The sequence below is a fragment of the Rhodococcus sp. IEGM1428 genome, from assembly GCF_050321865.1.
In the GTDB taxonomy this organism is placed as follows: Bacteria; Actinomycetota; Actinomycetes; order Mycobacteriales; family Mycobacteriaceae; genus Rhodococcoides.
This window is the reverse complement of sequence record NZ_JBNQFW010000003.1, coordinates 115,963-137,792: the sequence shown is the minus strand read 5'-3', so window position 1 is coordinate 137,792 and position 21,830 is coordinate 115,963. Positions and strand designations below refer to the sequence as shown.

Sequence of the window (21,830 nt, the reverse complement as noted above, 5' to 3'; positions counted from 1 at the left end):
ATGAACGCGACTCTCACTCGTCTCGCTGCAACTCCGGTTCGACGTCACTTCCTCTGCGCTGTCATCGGACTCGTCGTCATCGTGCTCGCACTCGAATCACTGAGCACCTTCCGCCAGAGCCAGCTCACCTCGGTTGCCTACCTGGCGATCGCGGCCGGCGGCCTGACCGTGCTGACCGGGTTGAGCGGCCAGCTCTCCCTGGGACACGGTGCGTTCATGGCCGTCGGCGCATACACCGCAGCGTTGATGCTGCGGGCCAACGATTCGGGATGGTCGGTGCCCCTGGTTCTGCTTGCCGCCACCGTGATCTCGGCCGTGGTGGGTGTCGTGGTGGGAGTGGCCGCCGCCCGGCTGCACGGGCCGTACCTGGCCGGTGCCACGCTGGCACTCGCCGTCGCCGTACCGGGCCTGGCCCTGTACTTCTCGGACTACCTCGGCGGAGAACAAGGCCTCGTCGTCCCGGCACCGAAAGTGCCGGAGCTGATCGACGACGTGATGTTCTTCGTCACCGGAAACGAGCTCAGCGGAACGAAATTCGTCGCCTACGTCAGCTGGATACTGCTCGTCCTCGTGTTCTTCCTCTTGGCGAACATCTCGTCGAGCCGAATCGGACGCCGCTGGCGGGCCGTCCGGGACGACGAAGTGGCCGCCGAACTGGCCGGCATCGACCTCGGGCGCGCACGCATTCTGGCGTTCGTCGTCAGCGCGGCCTGTGCGGGCGCGGGCGGTGCTGTTCTGGCGATGTCGGCCCGCATCGCGGCACCGAGCGGATTCACGCTGACACTCTCATTGACGCTGCTCTCGGCCGTCGTCATCGGCGGGCTCGGAACTCTGTCCGGGGCATTGATCGGGGCAATACTGCTGACCTACATCCCGCCGGTGGTCACCAACCTCGGACTCGATCTGGGGCTGAGCAGTCTGCAATCCGCCGAACTCGCACCACTGGTGACCGGAATCTTCACCGTCCTGGTCATCCTGTTCGCCCCACTGGGTCTGGTGGGCACGTATCGAAGGTTGCGTTCAACCAGAAAAGAGATGAAATGAAGAAGTTCGGATCGGTGGCGGTCAGAACGACCGCACTCGTCGCCGTCGTCTCGTTGGCCGCAGCGTGCGGTGCAGGCGGTAGAGACGAGGCGACGGAATCCTCGGAAGGCTCGACGGTCGGCATCACCGACACCTCGGTGAAGATCGGTGCCCACTTTCCGCTGACCGGGGTCGCAGCACCCGGCTACAGCGAAATCCCCACGGGCGCACAGGCGTACTTCGACTACGTCAACGCCGCGGGTGGCATCAACGGTCGGCAGATCGAGTACGTGGTTCGAGACGACTCGTACGATCCGACCACCACCACCCAGGTCGTCAACGAACTGGTGTTGCAGGACGAGGTGTTCGCCGTCGTGGGCGGACTCGGCACGGCGACCCACAGCGCGGTCATCGACTTTCTGAACGAAGAGGGAGTGCCGGATCTGTTCGTCTCCTCCGGCGCGATCATGTGGGGCAACGATCCGGAGAAGTACCCGAATACCTTTGGTTGGCAGCCCGATTACCAGGTCGAGGGCAAGATCATCGGCGACTGGGTGACGAAGAACCGGCCCGACGCCAAGGTGGGCCTGTTCCTCCAGGACGACGACCTCGGCCGAGACAGCGAGGAGGCGGTGCGCCAGTATCTCGACGACCAGATCGTCGAGGTCGTGCGCTACACCTCGGGCAACACCGACGTCGCACCTCAGATCGCGGCCCTGCAGGGTGCCGGAGCCGATCTGATTCTCGGCTTCAACGTGCCCTCGTACACCGCACTGAGCCAACTGACCGCGATGCGGCTCAACTACGACCCCGAGTGGTTCTACAGTTCGATCGGTTCCGACGTGGACCTCGTCGGCTCCCTGCTCGGACGCTTCTCCCAGGGTGCCGTCACCGACGGCGCGCAGTCGCTCGAAGGCATGATCTCGCTGGAGTACATCCCGGGCGTCGACTCCCCGGAGAATCCGTGGACGCAACTGTGGCAAAAGGTCTGGGCGGAGAACGGAACCGGTGACCCACTGACCAACTACCGCATCTACGGTCTGAGCCAGGCATACGCATTCGTGCAGGCGCTGGAGGCGGCGGGCGAGAATCCCACTCGTGAGGGCATCGTCGCAGCAATTCAGGACGGCGGAATGGACTTCGAGGGACCGCAGCTGGCTCCGTTCCGGTACTCGGATTCGAGTCACCTCGGAATCTCCGGTGCCAGTGTCTTCCAGATTCGCGGCGGAGTTCCCGAGTACCTGACTCCGGTGCTGCAGACCGACATCGGCGACTCGGCCGTCGAGGAATACACCGGGGCCGAATCGACCCCGCCGGAAAGTGGCATACCCGGCTGATCCGACGAGAAAGGGCACGCAGAGAAAACTCTGCGTGCCCTTTTTCACGTAGCGGTCGGCAGATCCGAGAACCCCTCGATTACCGGATCCACCGACCCTATGACCCCCGGTCGGAGAGCAGCCGAAGCTGCAGTGATCAGCGCTCGATGATGGCCGTGACGCCCTGGCCACCGGCCGCGCAGATCGAGATCAGGCCACGGCCCGAGCCCTTCTCGGCCAGCATCTTCGCCAACGACGCCACGATGCGTCCGCCGGTTGCGGCGAACGGGTGGCCCGCGGCGAGCGAGGATCCGTTGACGTTGAGCTTGCTGCGATCGATGGAGCCGAGTGCGGAGTCGAGACCCAGACGCTCCTTGCAGTACTCGTCGCTCTCGAATGCCTGCAGAGTTGCGAGTACAACCGACGCGAACGCCTCGTGGATCTCGTAGTAGTCGAAATCCTGCAACGTCAGGCCGTTGCGTGCGAGCAGACGCGGGATCGCGTAGGTCGGAGCCATCAGCAGACCGTCCTTGAACGAGCCGTTGCCGTGAACGTAATCGACCGCTGCGGTCTCGGAATCGACCAGGTGCGCGAGCACCGGGAGGTTGCGCTCGGCAGCCCACTCGTCGCTCGACAGCAGTGCAGCCGACGCACCGTCGGTGAGCGGCGTCGAGTTACCGGCCGTCATGGTGGCGTCGCCCAGCTTGGTGCCGAAGACCGGCTTGAGCGTGGCCAGCTTCTCGACGGTCGATCCCGGACGCAGGTTGTCGTCGCGCGTGAGACCGAGGAACGGCGTCACCAGATCGTCGAAGAATCCGCGATCGTAGGCGGCTGCCATGTTCTTGTGGCTCGCTGCGGCCAGTTCGTCCTGGTCCTCGCGGCGGACGCCGAATTCCTTGGCGGTGATGGCGGCGTGGTCACCCATGGACAAGCCGGTGCGCGGCTCGCCGTTGCGCGGGATCTCGATGCCGAGCATGCCGGGACGGACGTTGCCGAGGAGCTTGATGCGATCGCCGGTGCTCTTGGCCCGGTTCAGGGAGAGCAGGAACTCGCGCAGTTCGTCGTTGACGCCGATCGGGGCGTCGGACGTGGTGTCGACACCGCCGCCGATACCGGCATCGATACGGCCCGACGCGATGGCGTCGCCGACCGCGATGATCGACTGCAGGCCGGTGCCGCAGGCCTGCTGGATGTCGAAGGCCGGGGTGTACGGGCTCAGCGCGCTGCCGAGCACGACCTCGCGGGTGAGGTTGAAATCGCGCGAATGCTTGAGCACGGCACCGGCGGCGACGAGGCCGAGGCGCTCGCCCTGCAGACCGAATCGCGACACGAGACCGTCGATGGTGGCAGTGAGCATGTCCTGGTTGGACGCCAGCGCGTACTTCTTGTCCGAACGCGCGAACGGAATGCGGTTGCCACCGACGATTGCGACCGGTCGTAGCTGCTTGCTTGTCACTGACGTCTCCAAACATCGTGGAAAAAGGCCCTGGTGGAGTTTCATCTTACTGGCGAGTAAGTTGGTTGTCGACACCCGGTCGTGCGCCTCGCTCCTCGAGCGAGCAGCGCTGAATGAAAGGTACGACAGTGGCAGCCTCCAAGGGAGCCCCAGATCTCTACTCAACGTTCCTCGCGTCCGCGCCGGGAGCCTTCATCGCCAAGCAGGCAGGCCTGCCGCAGCCAGAGAAGCTGCGCCGCTACAAGGCAGGCGAGCCCGCACTGGCCGGCCCGGTCCTGATCGGTGGCAGCGGCCGCCTCGTCGAACCCCTGCGTGAGCTGCTCTCGGACTACCCGCAGTCGCAGCCGCACGACGACAAGCACGGCGGCCTAGTGTTCGACGCCACCGGCATCAGCAATGTCGCTGAGCTCGAGCAGCTCTTCAAGTTCTTCCAGCCGGTCATCCGCAACCTGGCACCGTCGGCTCGCGTCGTCGTCATCGGCACCACCCCCGAAGAGACCTCCAGCGTCGACGAGCACATCGCTCAGCGCGCCCTCGAAGGCTTCACGCGCAGTGTCGGCAAAGAGGTCAAGCGCGGTGCCACGGCGCAACTCGTCTACATCTCCCCCAACGCGTCGACCGGCCTGTCCGGCCTCGAATCCACTCTCCGCTTCCTCCTGTCGGCCAAGTCCGCATTCGTCGACGGCCAGGTGATCGCCGTAGGTGACGCCGATTCACAGGCACCTGCCTCGTGGGACAAGCCGCTGGCCGGCAAGGTAGCCGTCGTCACCGGAGCCGCCCGCGGCATCGGTGCCACCATTGCCGAGGTCCTCGCCCGCGACGGAGCCACCGTCATCGCAGCCGACATTCCTGCTGCAGGAGAAGCACTCTCGCAGACGGCCAACAAGGTCGGTGGCACCTCGCTCGCACTCGACGTCACCTCGCCCGACGCCGGAGAGGTCCTCTCGAAGCACCTCCTCGAGCGTCACGGCGGGGCCGACATCATCGTGCACAACGCAGGCATCACCCGTGACAAGACTCTCGCCAACATGGACGACGCCCGCTGGAACTCGGTCATCGGCGTCAACCTTGCTGCGCCGCAGCGCATCACCGACGAGCTCGTTGCCTCCGGCGCACTCAAGGACGGCGGCCGCGTCGTCGACGTCTCCTCGATCGCCGGCATCGCGGGCAACCGCGGCCAGACCAACTACGGCACCTCCAAGGCCGGCGTCATCGGATTGGTGCACGCTTCCGCGCCGGTATTGGCGAAGAAGAACATCACGATCAACGCCGTCGCCCCGGGCTTCATCGAGACCGCGATGACCGCAGCGATCCCGTTCGCCACCCGCGAAGCCGGACGACGCATGAGCTCGCTGCTACAGGGCGGCGAGACCGTCGACGTCGCAGAGTTGGTCTCGTACTTCGCTTCTCCCGCATCCAATGCCGTCACCGGCCAGGTCGTGCGCGTGTGCGGCCAGAGCCTGCTCGGCGCATGAGCACCGTCACGCTCACCGCGCAGCCGAAGACATCCGACATCTACACCTCGGCTGCGCTCGGTGCGCTGCCGTTCTTCGGATCCAGGTCGTCTTCGGTACCCAGCACGGTGTACGAGCTCAAGGGTCTGCGAGTGGACCCCGACAACCTCGCCGGGTACTGCCGCGCGACGGGGCTGCGATTCGGCGATCAGCTGCCGGTGACCTACCCGTTCACGCTGGTGTTCCCGACGGTGATGAAACTGATGGTCTCCAAAGGCTTTCCGTTTGCCGCCATCGGTTCGGTACACGCCGAGAACGTCATCGAGCAGTTTCGCGGCATCTCGGCATCGGAGCCGCTGGACATCCGAGTGCACGCGGAGAACCTGCGCGAGCACCGCAAGGGCTTGCTGGTGGACCTGATCAGTGAGGTCAAGGTAGGACGCGAGCTGGTCTGGAAGCAGACCTCCAGCTTCCTGAGCCTGCAGAAGACCTCACTGTCGGGTGGACCTCGTGAAACACCGCCTGCCGACGAGGTTCCGCCGCCCCCGACCCGCACCCTGCGCGTCGATCAGCGGATCATCAGCCGGTATGCGGCCATCTCCGGAGACCGCAATCCGATCCACGTATCCTCGCTCGGCGCAAAGGCATTCGGATTCCCGAAGACCATTGCGCACGGAATGTGGAGTGCGGCAGCCGTACTGCAGACCGTCGAAGGCCGAATCCCGGAGGCCGTGAACTACAGCATCCGCTTCGGCAAGCCGATCATTCTGCCCGCGACGATCAACGCCTACGCCGATGCCGTCGGTACCGGCTGGGACCTGTCGCTGAAGAACCCGAAGAAGGGCTACCCGCATCTGACGGGAACCCTGCGCTGACTGCTCGAACTCGAAGTTATGGACGGATTTCCCAGGATTTCCGTCCATAACTTCGAGTTCGGCAGCAGGAGTGGAGCCTAGGTTGCGGCGGTCTTCTTGCCGGCCAGGCCGCGCCACGCCAGATTTTCCAGAAGGTCGGCTGCAGCGTCGACCTCGATTTCTCCGCCCGCCACCCTGTCGGCCACCGCCTCGCCTGCACCGACCAACGCGACGGCCATCAGCCCGAAATTCTGTGACTGCTCCGGGTCCCTGGTGCTCATCGCCAGCAAACCCGCCGTCAATTCGATCAACCGATCACGGCTGCTCTGCACCTGTGAGGCAAATGCCTGCTGGCCGATCGCCTGACGGTAGAGCACCATCCACGACTTCCGGTTCTCACCGACGAATCCGAGGAAGCCGATCAGCGCTTTGCGCAACTGCTCGCGCGGCGTCAGAGTCGGGTCTGCGGCCGGCGTCAACGCTTCGACGAATTTGACGCCCTCACGATGGATGCACGCGGCGAACAACTCGTCCTTGGACCCGTAGTACAGGTACAGCATCGGTTTGGAGATGGCCGCCTTCTTGGCGATCGAATCCATCGATGTCTCGTGAAAACCGTTGTCGGAGAACACATCCACCGCCGCGTCGAGCATCTGCTGCTCGCGGACGGCGCGGGGCAATCTCTTGGTGCCGCCAGCCATGGACCCTCCAATACGTACGAAGTACTAGACGTTACTCCACAGTAAGGTCGAGTACCGCGCAATCAGGCCCCGCACGCCCCCTTGAACCGAGCAACCGTCGCCGCGGCCTCGTCCACCTGCGCCGCCACAAGGCGTCCCGTTGCCACTGCATCTTCGAGATTGTCCAACACCGCGGGCACCTGATCGGTGGTGAGCCACAACGCCACATCGGCACCCGCAACCAGTGCCGCCTCCACCGCGTCGACGATTCCGAGCCGCGCAGTGATCGCCGCCATGCCGCTCAGATCGTCGGTGAAGATCGGACCGTCGAACGGAGCCGCCCCGTATCCGACGCCGTCGCGCAGCAACGCCATTGCCGCCGGACTGATGCTCGCCGGCACCCCGGGCTCGGTGAGTCCGGGCACGTCGAGGTGCCCCACCATGACGCCGACGCCGCTGTTGTTCAACGCTGCGAACGGCAGCAGATCCTTGGTCTTCAGCTCGTCGAGCGACGGAGTGGTGACGGCACCGGTGTGCGAATCGCCCGAACCCGAACCGTGCCCGGGAAAGTGCTTGATGACGGGCTTGATTCCCGCGTCTTCCAGACCTCGCGCATACGCCCCCGCGTACTCGATGACGACCTGCGGATCATCGGAGAACGACCGATCGCCGATGACGGAATCATCGGGTTGTGCACTCACATCGACCACCGGAGCGAAGTCGACGGTGACCCCGAGATCCCTCAGACCCCGGCCGCGCGTCAACGCCTCCTGATACGCCTCGTCCACCGTCATCGTCTGTGCCAACACCCGCGCCGACGGTGCCTCCCCCAACAGGTCCGCGACCCGCGAAACCCGTCCACCCTCCTCGTCGATCGTGATCATCGGGGCCACCGCGGACGCGTCGAGCACCTGCGGTACCTCCCGATTGCCGAGCATCGACTCGTCGGTCCAACTGCCGACGAAGAGGCCACCGACCTGCTCGGTGGACATGATCTGCACCGCGTCCGCAGTGCCGGTGACTCCGACGGTGAGCAACTGAGCGAGTCGCTGCCGCTCCGACAATCCGCCGACGAACGCCGCGCAGTCGTCGACCGGCGGCACAGGTTGCGGGACGGTCGTGTCGGCTGCTGTCGTCGTGGAAGCAGGGGGCGCTGCCTGCGTCGACGCGACCTGGGTGGACTCGCTCGAGCACGAGACCAACAACCCCACACCGACCGTCATCACCGCAGCGGACCGAACCGAGTACCGAAATCGCATGGACACGACGGTAGTCGAGATCGTGGGTGTCGCTGCCGCCCCTCCGGTTGGGATCAATGCGCCTTTGTTGCATTCTGAGCGACTGAAACCCACATTGATCCCGAAGGGGGTGGGGGTAATCTGGACGAACGCGACATGAGGAGGAGCTCGACCATGACCGCAGACCTCATCCTGATTGCCTACGACGGCTCCGACAACGCCAAACGAGCAATCGACTACGCCGGCCGGTTTCTGACCACCTCCCGCGCGATCGTTGTCACGGCATGGGAGCCGATGGTGCGTCAGGCAGCTCGAATGTCCGGCCTGTCCGGCGTCATGCAGCCCGAATGGGTGCCCGACGACGAGGCCGAGGACGTTGCGCTCACCGACGCGAAAGTGACCAACAGCGAAGGCGTCGCCCTGGCCGAGGCCGCAGGCCTGAAGGTGGAAGGTCAGTGCACCGAATGCACCACCGCCATCTGGAGCGCCATCGTGGAGAAGGCCGACGAGATGGACGTCGACATCATCGTCACCGGCACCCGAGGCACCACCGGTCTGCGTGCACTACTGCAGAGTTCGGTGGCCGAGCACGTGCTGCGACACAGTCACCGCCCTGTCCTGATCGTTCCCCCCGGCAAGTAAAGCGTCCGACGACTGTTTTCAGAGGCGCAAGTGATACCGTGATGCCCGCGTGGGGGTCCACCTCACCCTTTTTATCTGTGAGCCGACTGACTGGAGAACCGAGATGAAGTTCGCTGTCCCGGGTGTCATTGCCGCCGTCGTCGGAGCCGTACTGGGTGCAGGCGTCGTGTTCGGAGTCACCGCCGCTGCAGCCGACAACTCTCGTCCGGATATCGATCGCACCGGAAACGCCGACTCGTCCTTGCTGAACCAGGTTGAGTACGGCAGCCGCTGACGCTGGTCGCATTCGTGGATCGATGATCTCGGCCGAGCCGCTCGGCCGTAAATGGCTTCTCGGCGTCTCGGCTCTGGCATTTCTTCTCACTTTTCTGCAGGTCCCCGGCTTCACCGTCGCCGACACCAAATACGACCTGGCGCAGAACCCCCTCGGATTTCTCGAACGTGCCTCGCATCAGTGGAACAGCGCGGCACCGTTGGGCCAGGTGCAGAACCAGGCCTACGGCTATTTCTTCCCGCACGGAGCGTTCTTCGCCGGCGGTGACCTCCTCTCCATCCCACCCTGGATCACGCAGCGCATCTGGTGGGCACTGCTGCTCATCGCCGGGTTCTGGGGAATCATCCGACTCGCCGAGGCCCTCGGAATCGGCAGCCGCAGTTCTCGCCTGATCGCGGCAACGGCCTTCGTTCTGTCTCCGCGAGTGATCACCACCCTTGCGTCGATCTCCTCGGAGACGATGCCGATGATGCTCGCTCCGTGGGTGCTGATCCCGATCGTGCGATGTCTCACCGGCGACAACGCGAAGCAGACGGCTCGCCGGGCCGCGGCGCAGTCTGCGCTCGCAGTGGCGTTGATGGGCGCGGTCAATGCCGTCGCGACGGCTGCAGCGGTAGCGGTCGCCGTGATCTGGATGCTGTCGCATCGACCGAACAGGCGTTGGCTCGTGTTCAGCGCCTGGTGGGCCGGCTTCCTCGTGCTCGCAACACTGTGGTGGATTGTGCCATTGCTGTTGTTGGGCAAAGTCTCTCCACCATTTCTCGATTACATCGAATCGTCCGGCACCACCACCCAGTGGACGTCGTTGACGGAGGTGCTGCGCGGCACCGGCAGTTGGACGCCGTTCGTCTCACCCGAGCGAGTAGCAGGCGCCGTTCTGGTGACCCAGCCCGCCGCCGTCATCGCAACGGGCTTGATCGCGGCTGCCGGAATTGCAGGCTTGGCGATGCGATCGATGCCGGCCCGAGGCCGGCTGACGATCATGTTGTTCGTCGGTCTAGTCGGGCTCGGTGCCGGGTTCGTCGGCGATCTGGACGGTCCGTTCGCAGCAACGGTGCGAGTGTTCCTCGATTCTGCGGGCGCGCCGCTGCGCAACATTCACAAACTCGAGCCGGTCATTCGAGTCCCGTTGGTACTGGGCCTGGCTCACCTGTTGGGCCGTGTTCCGCTGCCCGGGTCGGTGCCGCGGCCGCAGTGGCGATCGGCCGTCGCGCATCCGGAGAAAAATCCGATGATGGCGGTGACCGCACTGGTGTTGGTGGCGTTGGCGCTGTCCACCTCGCTGGCGTGGACGGGCAAACTCGCGCCACGAGGTGCGTACGAGGCCGTTCCGCAATACTGGCACGACGCCGCGGACTGGCTCACCGCCCACGCGTCCGGGTCGAGTCCCGACGGTTCCGACGCGCAGCGGGCGCTGATCGTGCCCGGTGCCCCGTTCGCTCTGCAGACGTGGGGACTGACCCGCGACGAGCCGTTGCAGGCTCTCGCCACGACGCCCTGGGCCGTTCGCGACGCCGTGCCGCTCACCCCGCCCGGGGCCATCCGCGCGTTGGACTCGGTGCAGCGACTCTTCGCCGACGGGCGTCCGTCCAGCGGACTGGCCGACACCCTCGAAGGACAGGGCATCAGCTACGTCGTCGTCCGCAACGACCTCGATCCGGAGAATTCTCGGTCCACCCGTCCGGCATCGGTGCACCAGGTGCTCGACGGTTCGCCGGGGTTGGCCCGGGTGGCCGAATTCGGTGAGGACGTTGCTCCCGGTCAGGTGGACGGCGTTGTGCTCGACGGTGATCTGCGGCCGCCGTATCCCGCTGTCGAGATCTATTCGGTGAACGGCTCGGCCGATACTCCCGCGTCCGGTCCCTACACGGTCGATCTCGATCGGGTCCCGGTGGTACAGGGCGGACCGGAGTCGATCCTACGCTCGAACGAATTGCGCAACAACGGGATTCGTACTCCCGTGCCGGCCGGACCGACACTGCTGGCGTCGGATGCAGCTGCCGCCGGCATACCCGTCGACTCGGTGACGGTGACGGACACCCCGATGAACCGTGAGACCGACTTCGGCCAGGTCGACAATCACAACTCTGCACTGCGGGCCGCGGACGAACCCCGGCGATCGCTCAACGAGGTTCCCGACTACCCGGTGTACGGGGCAGAGACCGTGGACGCCGAGTGGGAAGGTGCGACGCTGACGGCGTCGAGTTCGGCATCGGACGCAACGCAGATCGGTGGCAGCGCACCCGGCAGCGGTGTCGCGGCCGCAGTGGACGGCGACCTGGCTACCAGTTGGATCAGCAACGGTATCGAACGCGCTGTGGGGCAATGGCTTCAGTTGGATTTCGATACCCCGGTTCGCGGCGGTCTGCTGCACCTGCGTACCAGTCCCGGAACGATCGGCGACCCGGTGAAATGGGTCGAGGTCACCACCCCGAACGGTTCGACCGCGGCGCGGGTGGACAAGCCAGGGGACCCGATGACGGTGTCCTTGCCGGGTGGCGAAACGCCGTGGCTGCGGATCACCGCGAAGTCGACGGTCGATGGAACCCGCGGAAGCCAATTCGGCATCAGCGAGGTCTCGGTGGACGACTACTCCGATCGAGACAACCCGAAGCCGGTGCCGATCGTGCACCGTGCAGTGTTGCCCGATACTCCGGCCGGGGCGAGCGTCGACGCGTGGGAACTCGGCCAGGAATTTCCCGGGCGCTCCGGATGCCTCGACACCGAGGATCGAATCCGTTGCAGCAGTGGATTGTCCAAATCTCCCGAGGAACTGGGGCGTTTCTCGCGCACGATCGAGGTGCCGATGGGTACCGCGGTCATCCCCGATCTGACGGTGCGCACACGGCAGTCGCCCGAACTCGAGGCACTGTTGGCGCAGCCGGGTCGACCGCTGGCGAGCGGGGCGTCGGACGTCGCAGATCTGGAGGGTTCCGCCTTCGCCGCCACCGACGGTGACCCGCGCACTTCCTGGACCGCACCGGAGAAGTCGATCACCGACCGAGCCGGTACCAACCCCACTCTGACCATCCAATTGCCCGCTCCCACACTGGTGGACGGACTCGAGCTCAGCCCGAGCCTCGGCGCACTTCCGGCCCATCCGACCCGGGTCGCGGTCAATCTCGGCAACGGCCCGATGGTCCGCGACGTCGACACCGACGGTTCGACGACAGTCCAGCTGGCACCGTACGTGACCGACAAGATCGTGCTGTCCATCGTGGACTGGGACGGCGTCTTGGATCGAAACTCGTTGGGCTTCGTCCAGTCTCAACCACCGGGTTTTGCCGAAGTGACGCCGCTGTCCGCGGGCGAGCCGATCGGTGCCCCGTACGACGGTGACCGTCAGATCACGGTGGACTGCTTCAACGGTCCCATCGTCTCCATCGCCGGGCAGACGGTGCGCACGTCGGTGACCGCTACCGCCGACCAATTCCGTTCCGGCGAACCGTTGAAGGCGTCGGTGTGCGACGCCGACACCCCGGTGAACGAGAACTTCGTCAACCCGGTGTCGTTGCCCGAGGGCCGTCAGGACGTGGTGGTGGAGCCTGGAGCGTCGTTCTTCGTCGACGGTATTCGACTGCGCACCATGCCTATTCCGGCCGACTGGCCGACGAGCTCGGCACCGCAGGCGGCAAGGACCACGACCTGGAGCCCCGATCACCGCGAGGTGACGCTCACCTCCGCAACGGAGGATCGACTACTGGTGATCCCGGAGAGCAACAACATCGGTTGGCACGCAACGATGCCCGGAGGTGTGGAGCTGTCCCCTGTGGTCGTCGACGGGTGGCAGCAGGCCTGGATGGTTCCGGCGGGGGCGTCGGGCACGATCTCGTTGGATTTCACCACCGATCGCTGGTACCGACTGGGCATCTTCGGTGGGCTACTGCTCTTGATTCCGTTGCTGTTCTCGGCGATCCGCGCGCCCCGCACGGTACCGAATCCGGGCCCGCCGCCGCGCCCGTGGCGCAGCAGCACGGCCGCATTCGTGGCACTGTTCGCAGCGACCATCGTCCTGGCCGGGATTGCCGGCGCGGTCACTGTTGCCATGATCGGAGTCGGTGCGGTGTATCTGGATCGCCGTTTCGATCACGCGTTGTCCTCGCGTGTATTGGTCTGCATCGCAGGCGGATTCGCCATGCTCGGCCCCGCGCTGCTGTCGCTCGGTCCGTGGCGATCGTCCGACGGGTACGTGGGCGGATCCTACGTAGTTCAGCTGGCAGCATTGATCGGGATCGTCGCGCTGGCGATCAGTGCGATACGGCGTCCGTGAGAGGTGTCTTCTTCGGCGCGAATCGCCGTCGAGCAGGTTCTTCGACCAGCGCGTAACTGGCCGCGGCCACCGGGATCGACAGCGCAAGAGTCACGGTCAACACGAACCACATTCCGCCCGAGAACGGGATGATGCCGAACACCGGGAACACCACGGCAAGAACGGCCAAGTGCCAGATGAAGATTCCGTACGACCACCGACCCAGCGTGAGCATCACCGGATGCTCGAACACTCGGTGTCTGCGGCCGGTGTCGGCGAGTACCAGGGGCGAGAGCATCGCGAATGCGAGAACCGCACCGAAAACGATCTTGAGCTCGAACTGCCACGGCTCGGGCCGAACCAATCCCTGCGGGCCTGCCAGTGGAGTCGCCGACAGCACGAAGGCGGTCACGGCGATCGACGGCATCACCCAACTGCGCCGAGCCCACCGATGGACCCAGGTCTGCGGTCCGACGGACACCTCGGCCAACACCATCCCCGCCGCGAACCAGGGAAGGTAACCGGGTAGCCAGTTGTCGTGGTGAATGGCGTCGGCAGTCGTGATCGGCAGAAACCCCCAGGACAGCGTCACCGCGGATGCACCGAGCAGCACCGAGATTCGGTATCGGGCCGAGGCTCCGCGCAATCGGACCATCAGCCACGCGAAGACAGGCAGCAGTAGATAGAAGGCCACTTCCACCGACAGCGACCACATCTGAGTCATGCCCTCGGTCAGCGTCAACGGCACGAACACCTGCGTCAGCGAGAGATTGGCCAACCACACCCGGTAGTCGCCGCCCGCATGCGGCAGAAACAGCAGCACCAGCACGACGACGACCCAGTACGCGGGCAGGATGCGCACCGCGCGCGACCAGAAGTAGCGGCGAGCGGACTGCGCCTGCGTGAGCCCCCTGGCCTGCGCGGCATGGGGACGCCACAGCAGAAACCCCGAGAGCGCGAAGAAGATCGCCACGGTGAGATCGAACCTGCCCCAGATCCGACCCATGAGCGGGGATTCGGCGGCACCGGTCTGGAAGGCCACGTGGGTGACCACGATGCCGATCGCGGCCAGCGCGCGCATTCCCTCGAGTGCCGGGACGAACGCACGCAGCGGTACGACGGATGCCGAATCGACTCGAGTACTCATGGTGGCTCAAGTGTGCCGTGTCGAACCGGCTCGGACGAGACCGGCACCACTGTCGACTGTTACTGTCACCTGCGACGTGTCGTAAGAAATCGGGCATCTGGTCGGGGGCGAACGTTGGTCCCGCCTGCGGTGTCTTCCAGTGAAGCGGTCGAACAAGGAGAATCAGCATGGCGGAGCGCTCAGGGCCGAGCCGGATCTTGGCTCTTGTACTCATCGGCTTGGGTGCATTTCTGGTGGTCGCCGCCATCCTCATTCCTACCTATACGGTCTCGGCGCTCGAGAAGACGCCGCTGGACCTCGAGGTCACCACCGTCTCCACCGGCGAAGGCAGTGTGCTGAACGCGAGCTCCCTCGCCGCCGGTCGCGCGGTCGTCGACCAGAACGTTCCGCTCGTCTCACAGCGATTCGTCACCGTCGAGGATCCCTCCGACGCCGACATCATGACGCTGCAGGCCGGTCAGACCCTGCGACGTAGCGACAAGCAGGCCGACACCGGACTGCTGACCGCCAGCGTCGACCGCGTCACCATCGACCGCAAGACCTCGATGCCCGTCGAGAGCCCGATCGGCACCATCCAGGTGGCCGGCGACAAGCCCGCCGAGGAAGTTGCCCACACGGGTCTGCAGTACAAGTTCCCGTTCAACTCCGAGCAGAAGAGCTACCCGTACTTCGACGTCAACGCTCGCGCGTCCAAGGACATCGACTTCGTCGAGGCCACCGAGATCAACGGCACGCCGGTGTACCAGTACCAGCAGACCGTCGGCCCGGTGGACCTGTCGACGGTGGTCAACCTGCCGACCAACAAGGTGACCCTGCCCGCCGACACTTGGGGTGTCGAAGGCGGAACCGCACCGGTGACGATGACCCGCTGGTACGAGAACACCCGCACCCTGTGGGTCGAGCCCGAGACCGGTGTCGTCGTCAAGGGTGAAGAGCAGATTCACCAGTACTACGGACGTGAGGCAGGCAAGCCCGAGGTCGACGTGCTCAACGCACCGATCACGTTCGACGAGAACACCGTCGAATACCAGATCCAGCAGGCCAAGGACGGCCAGGACAAGCTCTCGCTCTTCGGCCGCACGGTTCCGATCGTCGCCGGCATCCTGGGCGTCATCTCGCTGATCGCCGGAGCGTTCCTGCTCCTGCGAGGCGGAAACGGTGGACACAGTCAGCCTGCCCGTACCGACGCTGCTCCGCGCCCGACCCCGAGTGGCGGAACCGCACCGAACCGCGACTGGACGACGGATCGCACGGAAGAAATTCCGAGGACGAACCTCAACAAGGAGTAAGTGCTGTGCAGTGGCGTGGTTGAGTGCCCTCGCGGGCACCTGACCACGCCACTGGCGTTTTCTCAGGCGGTCGAGAGAATCTCGTAGTGGTGGGGTTGCCGCATCAGGACGAGGTCTTTACGTCGCACCACGTTGGTGGGGTACGCCCCGCCGAGGTTGGTGGTATCGACGACACTCGTTGCGATGCCCGGTGCGTCGCCGTCGACGAGAGCTTCGGTGCGCGGGAACGCGAACGTGTCCGGCCCGAACACTCCGCTGTGTCCAGCGATACCGCGGCTGGAGTCGACGGCGTTGGCGAACGCGAAGTAGACGTTGTTCTCGCCGGCGCGCACGCGCATGTGATGCCAGTGGGTGGCGTCGGGCCCGGTGAGAACCTCGGCGGCGAGCGGAATCTCGGTTCCTGGGTGCGATCCGACAAAAACACCCGCGAGTGCGGATGGGCAGACGATGAGGTCGCAGCCGCGCAGTGCGAGCACCCGGCCCGATTCCGGGAGCAGGGCATCGTTGCCGACGAGGAGACCGACTCGTCCCAGAGGCAGGTCGACGACCATCCATCGATCACCCGCATCGAACAGCGACGTGTGTTCCGCGGACAGATGGATCTGGCGGTATGCCGTGCACTTTCCGTCCTGCTCGATCAGCACCGCCGAGTTGTACACCCGATCGGTATCGGCGTCGCGCTCGGCGATGCCGACGACGATCGACACACCGTGCCGGACCGCGAGGTCGGCGATCCGCGTGAGCGAGGGCCCGTCGACGGTTTCGGCACCGTCACGAGGTGGTCGATCCTCGGAGACCGGACCGGTGATCGACAGTTCGGGAAAGACGACGAGATCGGCTGTGCCGGAGACCTGTTGGACCCAGGCCTCGATGTCGGCGAGGTTGCTCTCGATCGACGTACCCGGAGTGCACTGGACCACGCTCACTGCAGACGTGGCACCGGACGGCAGCGGCGAACGTCCGTACAGGGTGAAGAAGTCGAGAGGATTCCAGGTGTACGTGTTCGTCTGCAGCTCCCGATACAGCTCGGGTCGACGCGTCGGCCCCTCCTCGCGGGTGCGCCGAATGTCGATCTCTGCTGCGACGATCCCGTTGCCGACGTCGATCCGGCCGGAGACCGTGCCGTCGGGCTCGATGATGCATGTGCCGCCGCTGAATTGGACCGTCCGTTCGAGTCCCCATCGGTTGCTCTCGATGACGTAGCAGTTGTTCTCGAAGGCTCGACTGATCCAGTAGGGAGCCGGCGTTCGTTCGGCGAGCCAGTTGCTGATGTGGCAGATCACGTCCGCGCCCTGTAGCGCGACCACTCGAGCGGTCTCCACGAAGTGCAGATCCATGCAGATCAGCAACGCGATTCGGCCGAGCCTGGTCTCGAACACCTGATGGCCACGGTTCCCCGACGCTGCCCACTTGGGCTCGGCGATGTACGGGTGCGTCTTGCGATGGGTACCGATGATTCCCTGGGGTCCGATGAGAATCGCACTGTTGTAGAACAATCCGCTTGTCGGGTCGACTTCCGGCATGCCCAGGACGATGTAGCAGTCGCGACGGGACGCGATCTCGACGAACGTATCGGTGGTGGGTCCGGGGATCTGCTCGACGACGGTCGACGCTTCCTCGGGATCATGGAAACAGTAACCCGTGGTGGCCATTTCGGGTGTGGTGATCAACTCGGCCCCGTCGGATGCGGCCTTGTCGACCAGCTCTGCCAACGCGGCGACATTCGCATCCTTGGCGAACAGTGCGGGCTCGAACTGGATGGCCGCTGCGGTGAATGTCATGACGCCACAGTCCTTTCGATTGTCGGGGCTTCGGTGGTGACCGGCGGTTCGTAGAACTTCCCCCGTGTTGCCATCGTCAGCGGGATGTAGATGATCGGTCCGAGGAGCATCGCAATGAACGAGGCGTAGTACGACGGGTAGAGACCGAACACGCCGAGTCCGCCCACGGCCACACCCGCTGCCATGGCAACGATGCCGCAGGGATTCCAATTACGCACTCGCCCTTCGCGAAACTCGATGTTGTTCCGCGGTGCAAGGCCGAGCATCCGCCTGCACACGAAGTAGTCGGCGAGCAGAATGAAGATCCAGGTGTTGGTCATGATCCCGGTGACGGCCAGGAACTTGTCGGTGTACTGCAGGATGTTGACCGGGTAGCAGAGCACGCCGACGACGAGTAGGGCGACCATCCACCACTGGCGACCGACCTTGCGGGGCGAGAGCACGTCCCAGGCGTTGGAGAGCGCCAGCGACCCGGAGTACAGGTTCATCACGTTGATGCGCACCTGGGTGACGACGGCGAAGATCACGCCGAGCAGACCCATGATGATCGCGAAATACAGTCCCGGGTCGGTGGCCGAAAGTTCGGGTGTTGCAGTGCTTCCGGTGAAGTGGCGCAGCATGGTGAAGCCGAGGAACACACCGAGAATCATCACGACGACGATCATCAGGAGCTCGGCCAGCATCAGTCCGGCCGTTCCGACGTAGCTCACGCTCTTCTTGACGAACCGCCCGTAGTCGGTGGCGATGAGCGCTTGGAACACCACCTGCCCGTTGGCGAGACTGAAGGCCTGCCACATCGCAGTGGCGGTGAATCCACCGGTTGCTTCCCATTCGCCGGGTCCGACGAGCACGTAGCCGCTGGCCAACATGTACATGCCGACGGCGAACAGGACCAGGAAGATGGGCATCCCGAATCGCTGCAGGATGTTCATCGAGTGCATTCCGCGCCAGGAGAAGAACAGCGCGACGAGCGCGACCAATGCGAACACGACTGTGGCCCAGGCAGAGTTGATATCTATCCCGGCGAGCTCGCTGAGGCCGTGCGAGACGATGCTGCCCTCGAAGATGAAGTAGAAGACGTAGTTCACGGCGTAGACGAGCGAGGCCACGGCCGAGCCTTTGGTGCCGAATCCGAGTCCGCGGGTGAGCAGCGGCAGCGACAGGCCCTCCTGGCTGGCGATGCGCATGATCAGGCTGCCGACGAGCGTCGCACCGATGACCATGTAGGCGACGGGAATCAGGAACATCGGCCATCCCACCAGGAACCCGATCTGGCCGCCGAGGGCGAACCAGAACATCGCTGTCACGTTGCCGGTGAGGACCAGCAGGATCGCCGGCCGTCGCCACCGTTGGTCGTCGGGCACGCGGGAGGTTGCGTAGCTTTCGATCTGGTCGTCGAGGCTCGTTGCCGGCCCCTCGAAGTACTTCTTCATGTTCATGAACGGGTGTCCACTTCGGTTCGAAGTTGTAGCGCTGATTGCGCTGCAACGGAACAATACTTTCCGTGGACACTATTGCAACGTGAAATATGTTAAATGGAGATCACGAAAATTCCCGACCTGGAAGGAAGCCGGGAAAACGGGCTTGCCGGACACCGGCGGTGATCAGAGCGAGACCGAGGACGCCTTCGCGTTGGTCTCGAGAGCGCGCAGCAGCGTTTGCAACAGCTCACGATCGGACGCCGACGGAAACACTGCAGCCGCGGCGGCGTCCATGACCGGGGACGCCTCGTCGTACTTGGCCTGCCCACGCACCGTGGATCGAATGAGCACCTGTCGACGATCGACGGTGCCGGTACGACGGTGCACAAGATTGTTGGACACCAGCCGGTTGACCGCCTTGGTCAACGTCGGTGGAGCCAGGAGCGCGAACTCGGCCGTCTCGGCCATCGTGTGTCCCTCGCCGTCGGACAGCAACGACAGCACTCGCCATTCTTCGAGGTCGAGCTCCCAGGGAACGAGTGCAGCACGCAACCGATCCGACACAGCCCGCTCGACCACGGTGAGCAAACGCGCTGCCGACGCAGCCTCGTCGTGATCCATGCGATCGTCCCCCTGCTCGGTTCCGCCGTCGGCGCTACAGTCTGCTGTCAGCGATTCTATGGCGAAGCGAACGACGAATCGACACGGATCGGACGGACGGCACTATGAACAACGATCGGTTCGGCACATTTCGCGTCGGCCTGATCTTCCCGATGTCCGGACCATTCGGCATCGTGGGTCCGTCCAGCGAGCTGTCCGCCCAGCTGGCCAGGGACGAACTGAACGCCTCGGACGGAGTGCTGGGCCGCCGGGTGGAGCTGATCTCGATCGACGGCGGCCGCGACCCCGCACACGTGGCCCGTGAAGTGGCCACGCTGCTCGATGCCGGTGCCCTGGACGCGGTTGCCGGCATGCACACCTCCGCGGTGCGTCGAGCCGTCATTCCGGTGACACTGAACCGCATTCCCTACGTCTACACGTCCCTGTACGAGGGCGGCGATCGCTACCCGGGACTCTTCATCACCGGGGAGACGCCCGCCAACCAACTCGTTCCGGCCCTGGAGTTTCTCGTACGCGAATTCGGTCGGCGACGCTGGGCCATCGTCGGCAACGACTACGTCTGGCCACGAAAGAGCGCGGCCATCACCGCGACTCGGCTGCGTGGGCTCGGCGCGTCGGTAGTGCACGCCGAGTTCGCGCCGGTCGGCACCATCGATTTCGCCACGACCGTGACCGAACTCGAACGATCAGGAGCCGACGCAACCGTGGTGCTCCTCATCGGCGACGACGCGGTCTACTTCCACCAGCAGTTCGCGGCAGCAGGACTCGACGTCCACTGCATCCGTCTCAGCCCACTGATGGACGAGAACATGCTGCTCGCTGCCGGTGGCGAGAACACACATGGCCTGTACGTCGCGTCCGGATACTTCGAGACACTGGCCACCGAAGCAAGTTTGGGATTCTCGGCTCGATTCGCCCGCGCCTTCGGGGTCGACGCGCCGATCGTCGGTGCCCTCGGACAGTCGTGCTACGAGGGCATCAAACTGTTGGGAGCGTTGGTGAACAGGGCGGGCACCGTCGATGTCCGCATCATCGAGGCCGTATCGGATTCGGTCTCGTTCACCGGAGCTCGCGGGCACTTGTTTCTCTCCGACGGCCATGTCTCGCAACCGATCTACCTGGCGCTGGCCGGGGCAGTCGATTTCGAGATTCTCAGCGAGATCCGTCCCTCTGCCGACTGACGCCTCCGCCCCACAACACCAGCGCACACACCGCCACCATCGTCACTGCGGCAGTGGCCGCAGCGACAACGACGAACTGCGCCAGCGTCGAGGCCACGAACAGCAGCAGAACTACCTCGGCGGCGAGGGCGAACCAGGCGACGAAGGCAAGATGGGTGCGCTCACCCGCGATGGCCCACAGCAACGCGCTCTGCAGCACGGCCAGGCACGCGCCCTGCAACACGAACAGCCAGACATAGTTCTGCACACCGGAATACGTATCGCCCACCACCAACGGCAGCAACGGCGACGCCAGTGCCCCGCCGATCACCAGCACCGTGCCCAGACCGGCGACGACGGCCAGAGCCGAGCGCACCGCGGCAGCAGAATGCAGGGGATTCGCCATCCGCGGGTACAGCACCACCCCCACGGCCTGCGGCAACCAGAACGCCGCCTTGGACGCGACGGCACCGACGGCGTACAGCCCGGCCTCGTTGCTACTGAGCAGCGTGCGCGCAAGAACCAGATCCAGCGCCGACATCGCGATCAGCACCAATTGCACCTGCGATGCCTGCAGTACGGCCAGGACGGTGACCTTGGTTTCCGACACCGAGCTCACCGGCGCGCCTGCGGTCCATCGCGCACCGACGGCCACTGCGCCGATTCCGACAGCCGTGGCCAGCAGAACCGAACCGGGTCCGCCGCCGAGCGCGAGCACCACCACTGCCGGCGCCACCTTGCCGAAACCGGCCGCAGCCAGCACGAGGCTCAGAGCCCCGAAGCGCCCCCGCCCCTGCAGCAAACCTTGTTCCGCAGCGAGCAATACCAACACGGGAGCGGCGATGACCGCCGACACGGTTGCGGCCATCGAGATGTCCATGGCGGCGGACAGTGCGGGAGCGAGCGCCACCGCCAGTACACCCACGACCGCTGCACACCGATACCCGACGGTCCGCAACTCCCTCGAACTGCGCCCGCGCACCACCTCACGCGCGACGACGGACTGCAGCGCCAACGCCGGAACTGCGAGAACCAGTTGCGCAGCAAGCAGACTCGCGAACTCGCCGTAACCCTCGACGCCGAGCATCCGACTCGCAAGCACCTGCAGCAGATACGCCGCCACGTTCGCGAACATCGAACCGGCCGTCACCATCCCCATCCCGGCGACCGACGCACCCGGCGTGTGGTCTGCCTCGGACGAGGCGCGGAAAGACATGAGCCCACG

General features: G+C 65.0%; 17 protein-coding genes. 9 read left to right on the top strand and 8 right to left on the bottom strand.

The features are described 5' to 3' along the window. Entirely contained in the window at positions 1-1,044 is a 1,044-nt protein-coding gene (locus ACQR3T_RS15385; RefSeq protein WP_428694005.1) for a branched-chain amino acid ABC transporter permease, read from the top strand. Beyond that, positions 1,041-2,360 (top strand): ABC transporter substrate-binding protein, encoded by a 1,320-nt coding sequence (locus tag ACQR3T_RS15380; RefSeq protein WP_032377571.1) that lies wholly within the window; start codon positions 1,041-1,043, stop codon positions 2,358-2,360. The genes ACQR3T_RS15385 and ACQR3T_RS15380 overlap by 4 nt, the downstream gene beginning before the upstream one ends. A gap of 136 nt (positions 2,361-2,496) precedes the next feature. Here ACQR3T_RS15380 and ACQR3T_RS15375 read toward each other — a convergent pair whose 3' ends face one another. Continuing rightward, positions 2,497-3,840, bottom strand: coding sequence for an acetyl-CoA C-acetyltransferase (locus ACQR3T_RS15375; RefSeq protein ID WP_052065035.1), 1,344 nt, complete (start codon positions 3,838-3,840; stop codon positions 2,497-2,499). A gap of 83 nt (positions 3,841-3,923) precedes the next feature. Here ACQR3T_RS15375 and ACQR3T_RS15370 point away from each other — a divergent pair, with 83 nt between their 5' ends. Both ACQR3T_RS15370 and ACQR3T_RS15365 read left to right on the top strand, forming a co-directional pair. Beyond that, a complete protein-coding gene (locus ACQR3T_RS15370; RefSeq protein WP_032378373.1) occupies positions 3,924-5,270 on the top strand; it encodes a 3-oxoacyl-ACP reductase in 1,347 nt (448 codons plus the stop codon). Then, complete coding sequence (locus ACQR3T_RS15365) at positions 5,267-6,124, top strand: MaoC/PaaZ C-terminal domain-containing protein (protein WP_032405280.1); 858 nt, start codon at positions 5,267-5,269, stop codon at positions 6,122-6,124. Before ACQR3T_RS15370 ends, ACQR3T_RS15365 begins: the two co-directional genes overlap by 4 nt. A gap of 77 nt (positions 6,125-6,201) precedes the next feature. On the opposite strand, the gene ACQR3T_RS15360 is transcribed toward ACQR3T_RS15365, so the two are convergent. Both ACQR3T_RS15360 and ACQR3T_RS15355 read right to left on the bottom strand, forming a co-directional pair. Then, complete coding sequence (locus tag ACQR3T_RS15360) at positions 6,202-6,804, bottom strand: TetR/AcrR family transcriptional regulator (protein WP_032377568.1); 603 nt, start codon at positions 6,802-6,804, stop codon at positions 6,202-6,204. 62 nt (positions 6,805-6,866) lie between these two features. After that, positions 6,867-8,042 (bottom strand): glycoside hydrolase family 3 N-terminal domain-containing protein, encoded by a 1,176-nt coding sequence (locus tag ACQR3T_RS15355; protein ID WP_428694004.1) that lies wholly within the window; start codon positions 8,040-8,042, stop codon positions 6,867-6,869. Between the two features lie 153 nt (positions 8,043-8,195). Between ACQR3T_RS15355 and ACQR3T_RS15350 the strand changes: the two genes are divergently transcribed. From ACQR3T_RS15350 to ACQR3T_RS15340, 3 genes are all read left to right on the top strand, one after another. Continuing rightward, positions 8,196-8,663: a universal stress protein gene (locus tag ACQR3T_RS15350; RefSeq protein ID WP_032377566.1), complete on the top strand. Its 468-nt coding sequence runs from the start codon at positions 8,196-8,198 to the stop codon at positions 8,661-8,663. 103 nt (positions 8,664-8,766) lie between these two features. Then, complete coding sequence (locus ACQR3T_RS15345) at positions 8,767-8,937, top strand: DUF2613 domain-containing protein (RefSeq protein ID WP_080730504.1); 171 nt, start codon at positions 8,767-8,769, stop codon at positions 8,935-8,937. 22 nt (positions 8,938-8,959) lie between these two features. Next, positions 8,960-13,207, top strand: a complete 4,248-nt coding sequence (locus tag ACQR3T_RS15340; RefSeq protein ID WP_428694003.1) for an alpha-(1->3)-arabinofuranosyltransferase domain-containing protein — start codon at positions 8,960-8,962, stop codon at positions 13,205-13,207. On the opposite strand, the gene ACQR3T_RS15335 is transcribed toward ACQR3T_RS15340, so the two are convergent. Beyond that, on the bottom strand, positions 13,185-14,333 hold the full coding sequence (locus ACQR3T_RS15335; protein ID WP_428694002.1) for an acyltransferase family protein: 1,149 nt from the start codon (positions 14,331-14,333) through the stop codon (positions 13,185-13,187). The genes ACQR3T_RS15340 and ACQR3T_RS15335 overlap by 23 nt on opposite strands. A gap of 167 nt (positions 14,334-14,500) precedes the next feature. On the opposite strand from ACQR3T_RS15335, the gene ACQR3T_RS15330 reads away from it, so the two are divergent. Continuing rightward, positions 14,501-15,622 carry a DUF3068 domain-containing protein gene (locus ACQR3T_RS15330; RefSeq protein ID WP_428694001.1) on the top strand — a complete coding sequence of 374 codons (1,122 nt, stop codon included), beginning with the start codon at positions 14,501-14,503 and terminating at the stop codon, positions 15,620-15,622. Positions 15,623-15,684: 62 nt separating this feature from the next. Here the strand turns inward: ACQR3T_RS15330 and ACQR3T_RS15325 are convergent, their stop codons facing one another. The 3 genes from ACQR3T_RS15325 to ACQR3T_RS15315 form a co-directional block, all read right to left on the bottom strand. Further along, positions 15,685-17,403, bottom strand: a complete 1,719-nt coding sequence (locus ACQR3T_RS15325) for a nitrilase-related carbon-nitrogen hydrolase (protein ID WP_428694000.1) — start codon at positions 17,401-17,403, stop codon at positions 15,685-15,687. Continuing rightward, entirely contained in the window at positions 17,400-18,842 is a 1,443-nt protein-coding gene (locus tag ACQR3T_RS15320) for a purine-cytosine permease family protein (protein WP_428693999.1), read from the bottom strand. Before ACQR3T_RS15320 ends, ACQR3T_RS15325 begins: the two co-directional genes overlap by 4 nt. A gap of 165 nt (positions 18,843-19,007) precedes the next feature. Next, the gene (locus ACQR3T_RS15315; RefSeq protein ID WP_032377561.1) at positions 19,008-19,445 is read right to left on the bottom strand and encodes a MarR family winged helix-turn-helix transcriptional regulator; all 438 of its coding nucleotides are present in this window, start codon (positions 19,443-19,445) and stop codon (positions 19,008-19,010) included. Positions 19,446-19,549: 104 nt separating this feature from the next. On the opposite strand from ACQR3T_RS15315, the gene ACQR3T_RS15310 reads away from it, so the two are divergent. Continuing rightward, positions 19,550-20,626: a substrate-binding domain-containing protein gene (locus ACQR3T_RS15310; protein WP_428693998.1), complete on the top strand. Its 1,077-nt coding sequence runs from the start codon at positions 19,550-19,552 to the stop codon at positions 20,624-20,626. On the opposite strand, the gene ACQR3T_RS15305 is transcribed toward ACQR3T_RS15310, so the two are convergent. Then, positions 20,598-21,821: a lipopolysaccharide biosynthesis protein gene (locus ACQR3T_RS15305; RefSeq protein ID WP_428693997.1), complete on the bottom strand. Its 1,224-nt coding sequence runs from the start codon at positions 21,819-21,821 to the stop codon at positions 20,598-20,600. The two genes, ACQR3T_RS15310 and ACQR3T_RS15305, sit on opposite strands and share 29 nt — an antisense overlap. Between the last annotated feature and the right edge of the window lie 9 nt (positions 21,822-21,830).

Coding starts and splice junctions, on each gene's coding strand:
- ACQR3T_RS15385 (WP_428694005.1), top strand. CDS start 1: ATGAACGCGACTCTCACTCGTCTCGCTGCAACTCCGGTTCGACGTCAC.
- ACQR3T_RS15380 (WP_032377571.1), top strand. CDS start 1,041: ATGAAGAAGTTCGGATCGGTGGCGGTCAGAACGACCGCACTCGTCGCC.
- ACQR3T_RS15375 (WP_052065035.1), bottom strand. CDS start 3,840: ATGAAACTCCACCAGGGCCTTTTTCCACGATGTTTGGAGACGTCAGTG.
- ACQR3T_RS15365 (WP_032405280.1), top strand. CDS start 5,267: ATGAGCACCGTCACGCTCACCGCGCAGCCGAAGACATCCGACATCTAC.
- ACQR3T_RS15360 (WP_032377568.1), bottom strand. CDS start 6,804: ATGGCTGGCGGCACCAAGAGATTGCCCCGCGCCGTCCGCGAGCAGCAG.
- ACQR3T_RS15355 (WP_428694004.1), bottom strand. CDS start 8,042: ATGCGATTTCGGTACTCGGTTCGGTCCGCTGCGGTGATGACGGTCGGT.
- ACQR3T_RS15350 (WP_032377566.1), top strand. CDS start 8,196: ATGACCGCAGACCTCATCCTGATTGCCTACGACGGCTCCGACAACGCC.
- ACQR3T_RS15345 (WP_080730504.1), top strand. CDS start 8,767: ATGAAGTTCGCTGTCCCGGGTGTCATTGCCGCCGTCGTCGGAGCCGTA.
- ACQR3T_RS15340 (WP_428694003.1), top strand. CDS start 8,960: ATGATCTCGGCCGAGCCGCTCGGCCGTAAATGGCTTCTCGGCGTCTCG.
- ACQR3T_RS15335 (WP_428694002.1), bottom strand. CDS start 14,333: ATGAGTACTCGAGTCGATTCGGCATCCGTCGTACCGCTGCGTGCGTTC.
- ACQR3T_RS15330 (WP_428694001.1), top strand. CDS start 14,501: ATGGCGGAGCGCTCAGGGCCGAGCCGGATCTTGGCTCTTGTACTCATC.
- ACQR3T_RS15325 (WP_428694000.1), bottom strand. CDS start 17,403: ATGACATTCACCGCAGCGGCCATCCAGTTCGAGCCCGCACTGTTCGCC.
- ACQR3T_RS15320 (WP_428693999.1), bottom strand. CDS start 18,842: ATGAACATGAAGAAGTACTTCGAGGGGCCGGCAACGAGCCTCGACGAC.
- ACQR3T_RS15315 (WP_032377561.1), bottom strand. CDS start 19,445: ATGGATCACGACGAGGCTGCGTCGGCAGCGCGTTTGCTCACCGTGGTC.
- ACQR3T_RS15310 (WP_428693998.1), top strand. CDS start 19,550: ATGAACAACGATCGGTTCGGCACATTTCGCGTCGGCCTGATCTTCCCG.
- ACQR3T_RS15305 (WP_428693997.1), bottom strand. CDS start 21,821: ATGTCTTTCCGCGCCTCGTCCGAGGCAGACCACACGCCGGGTGCGTCG.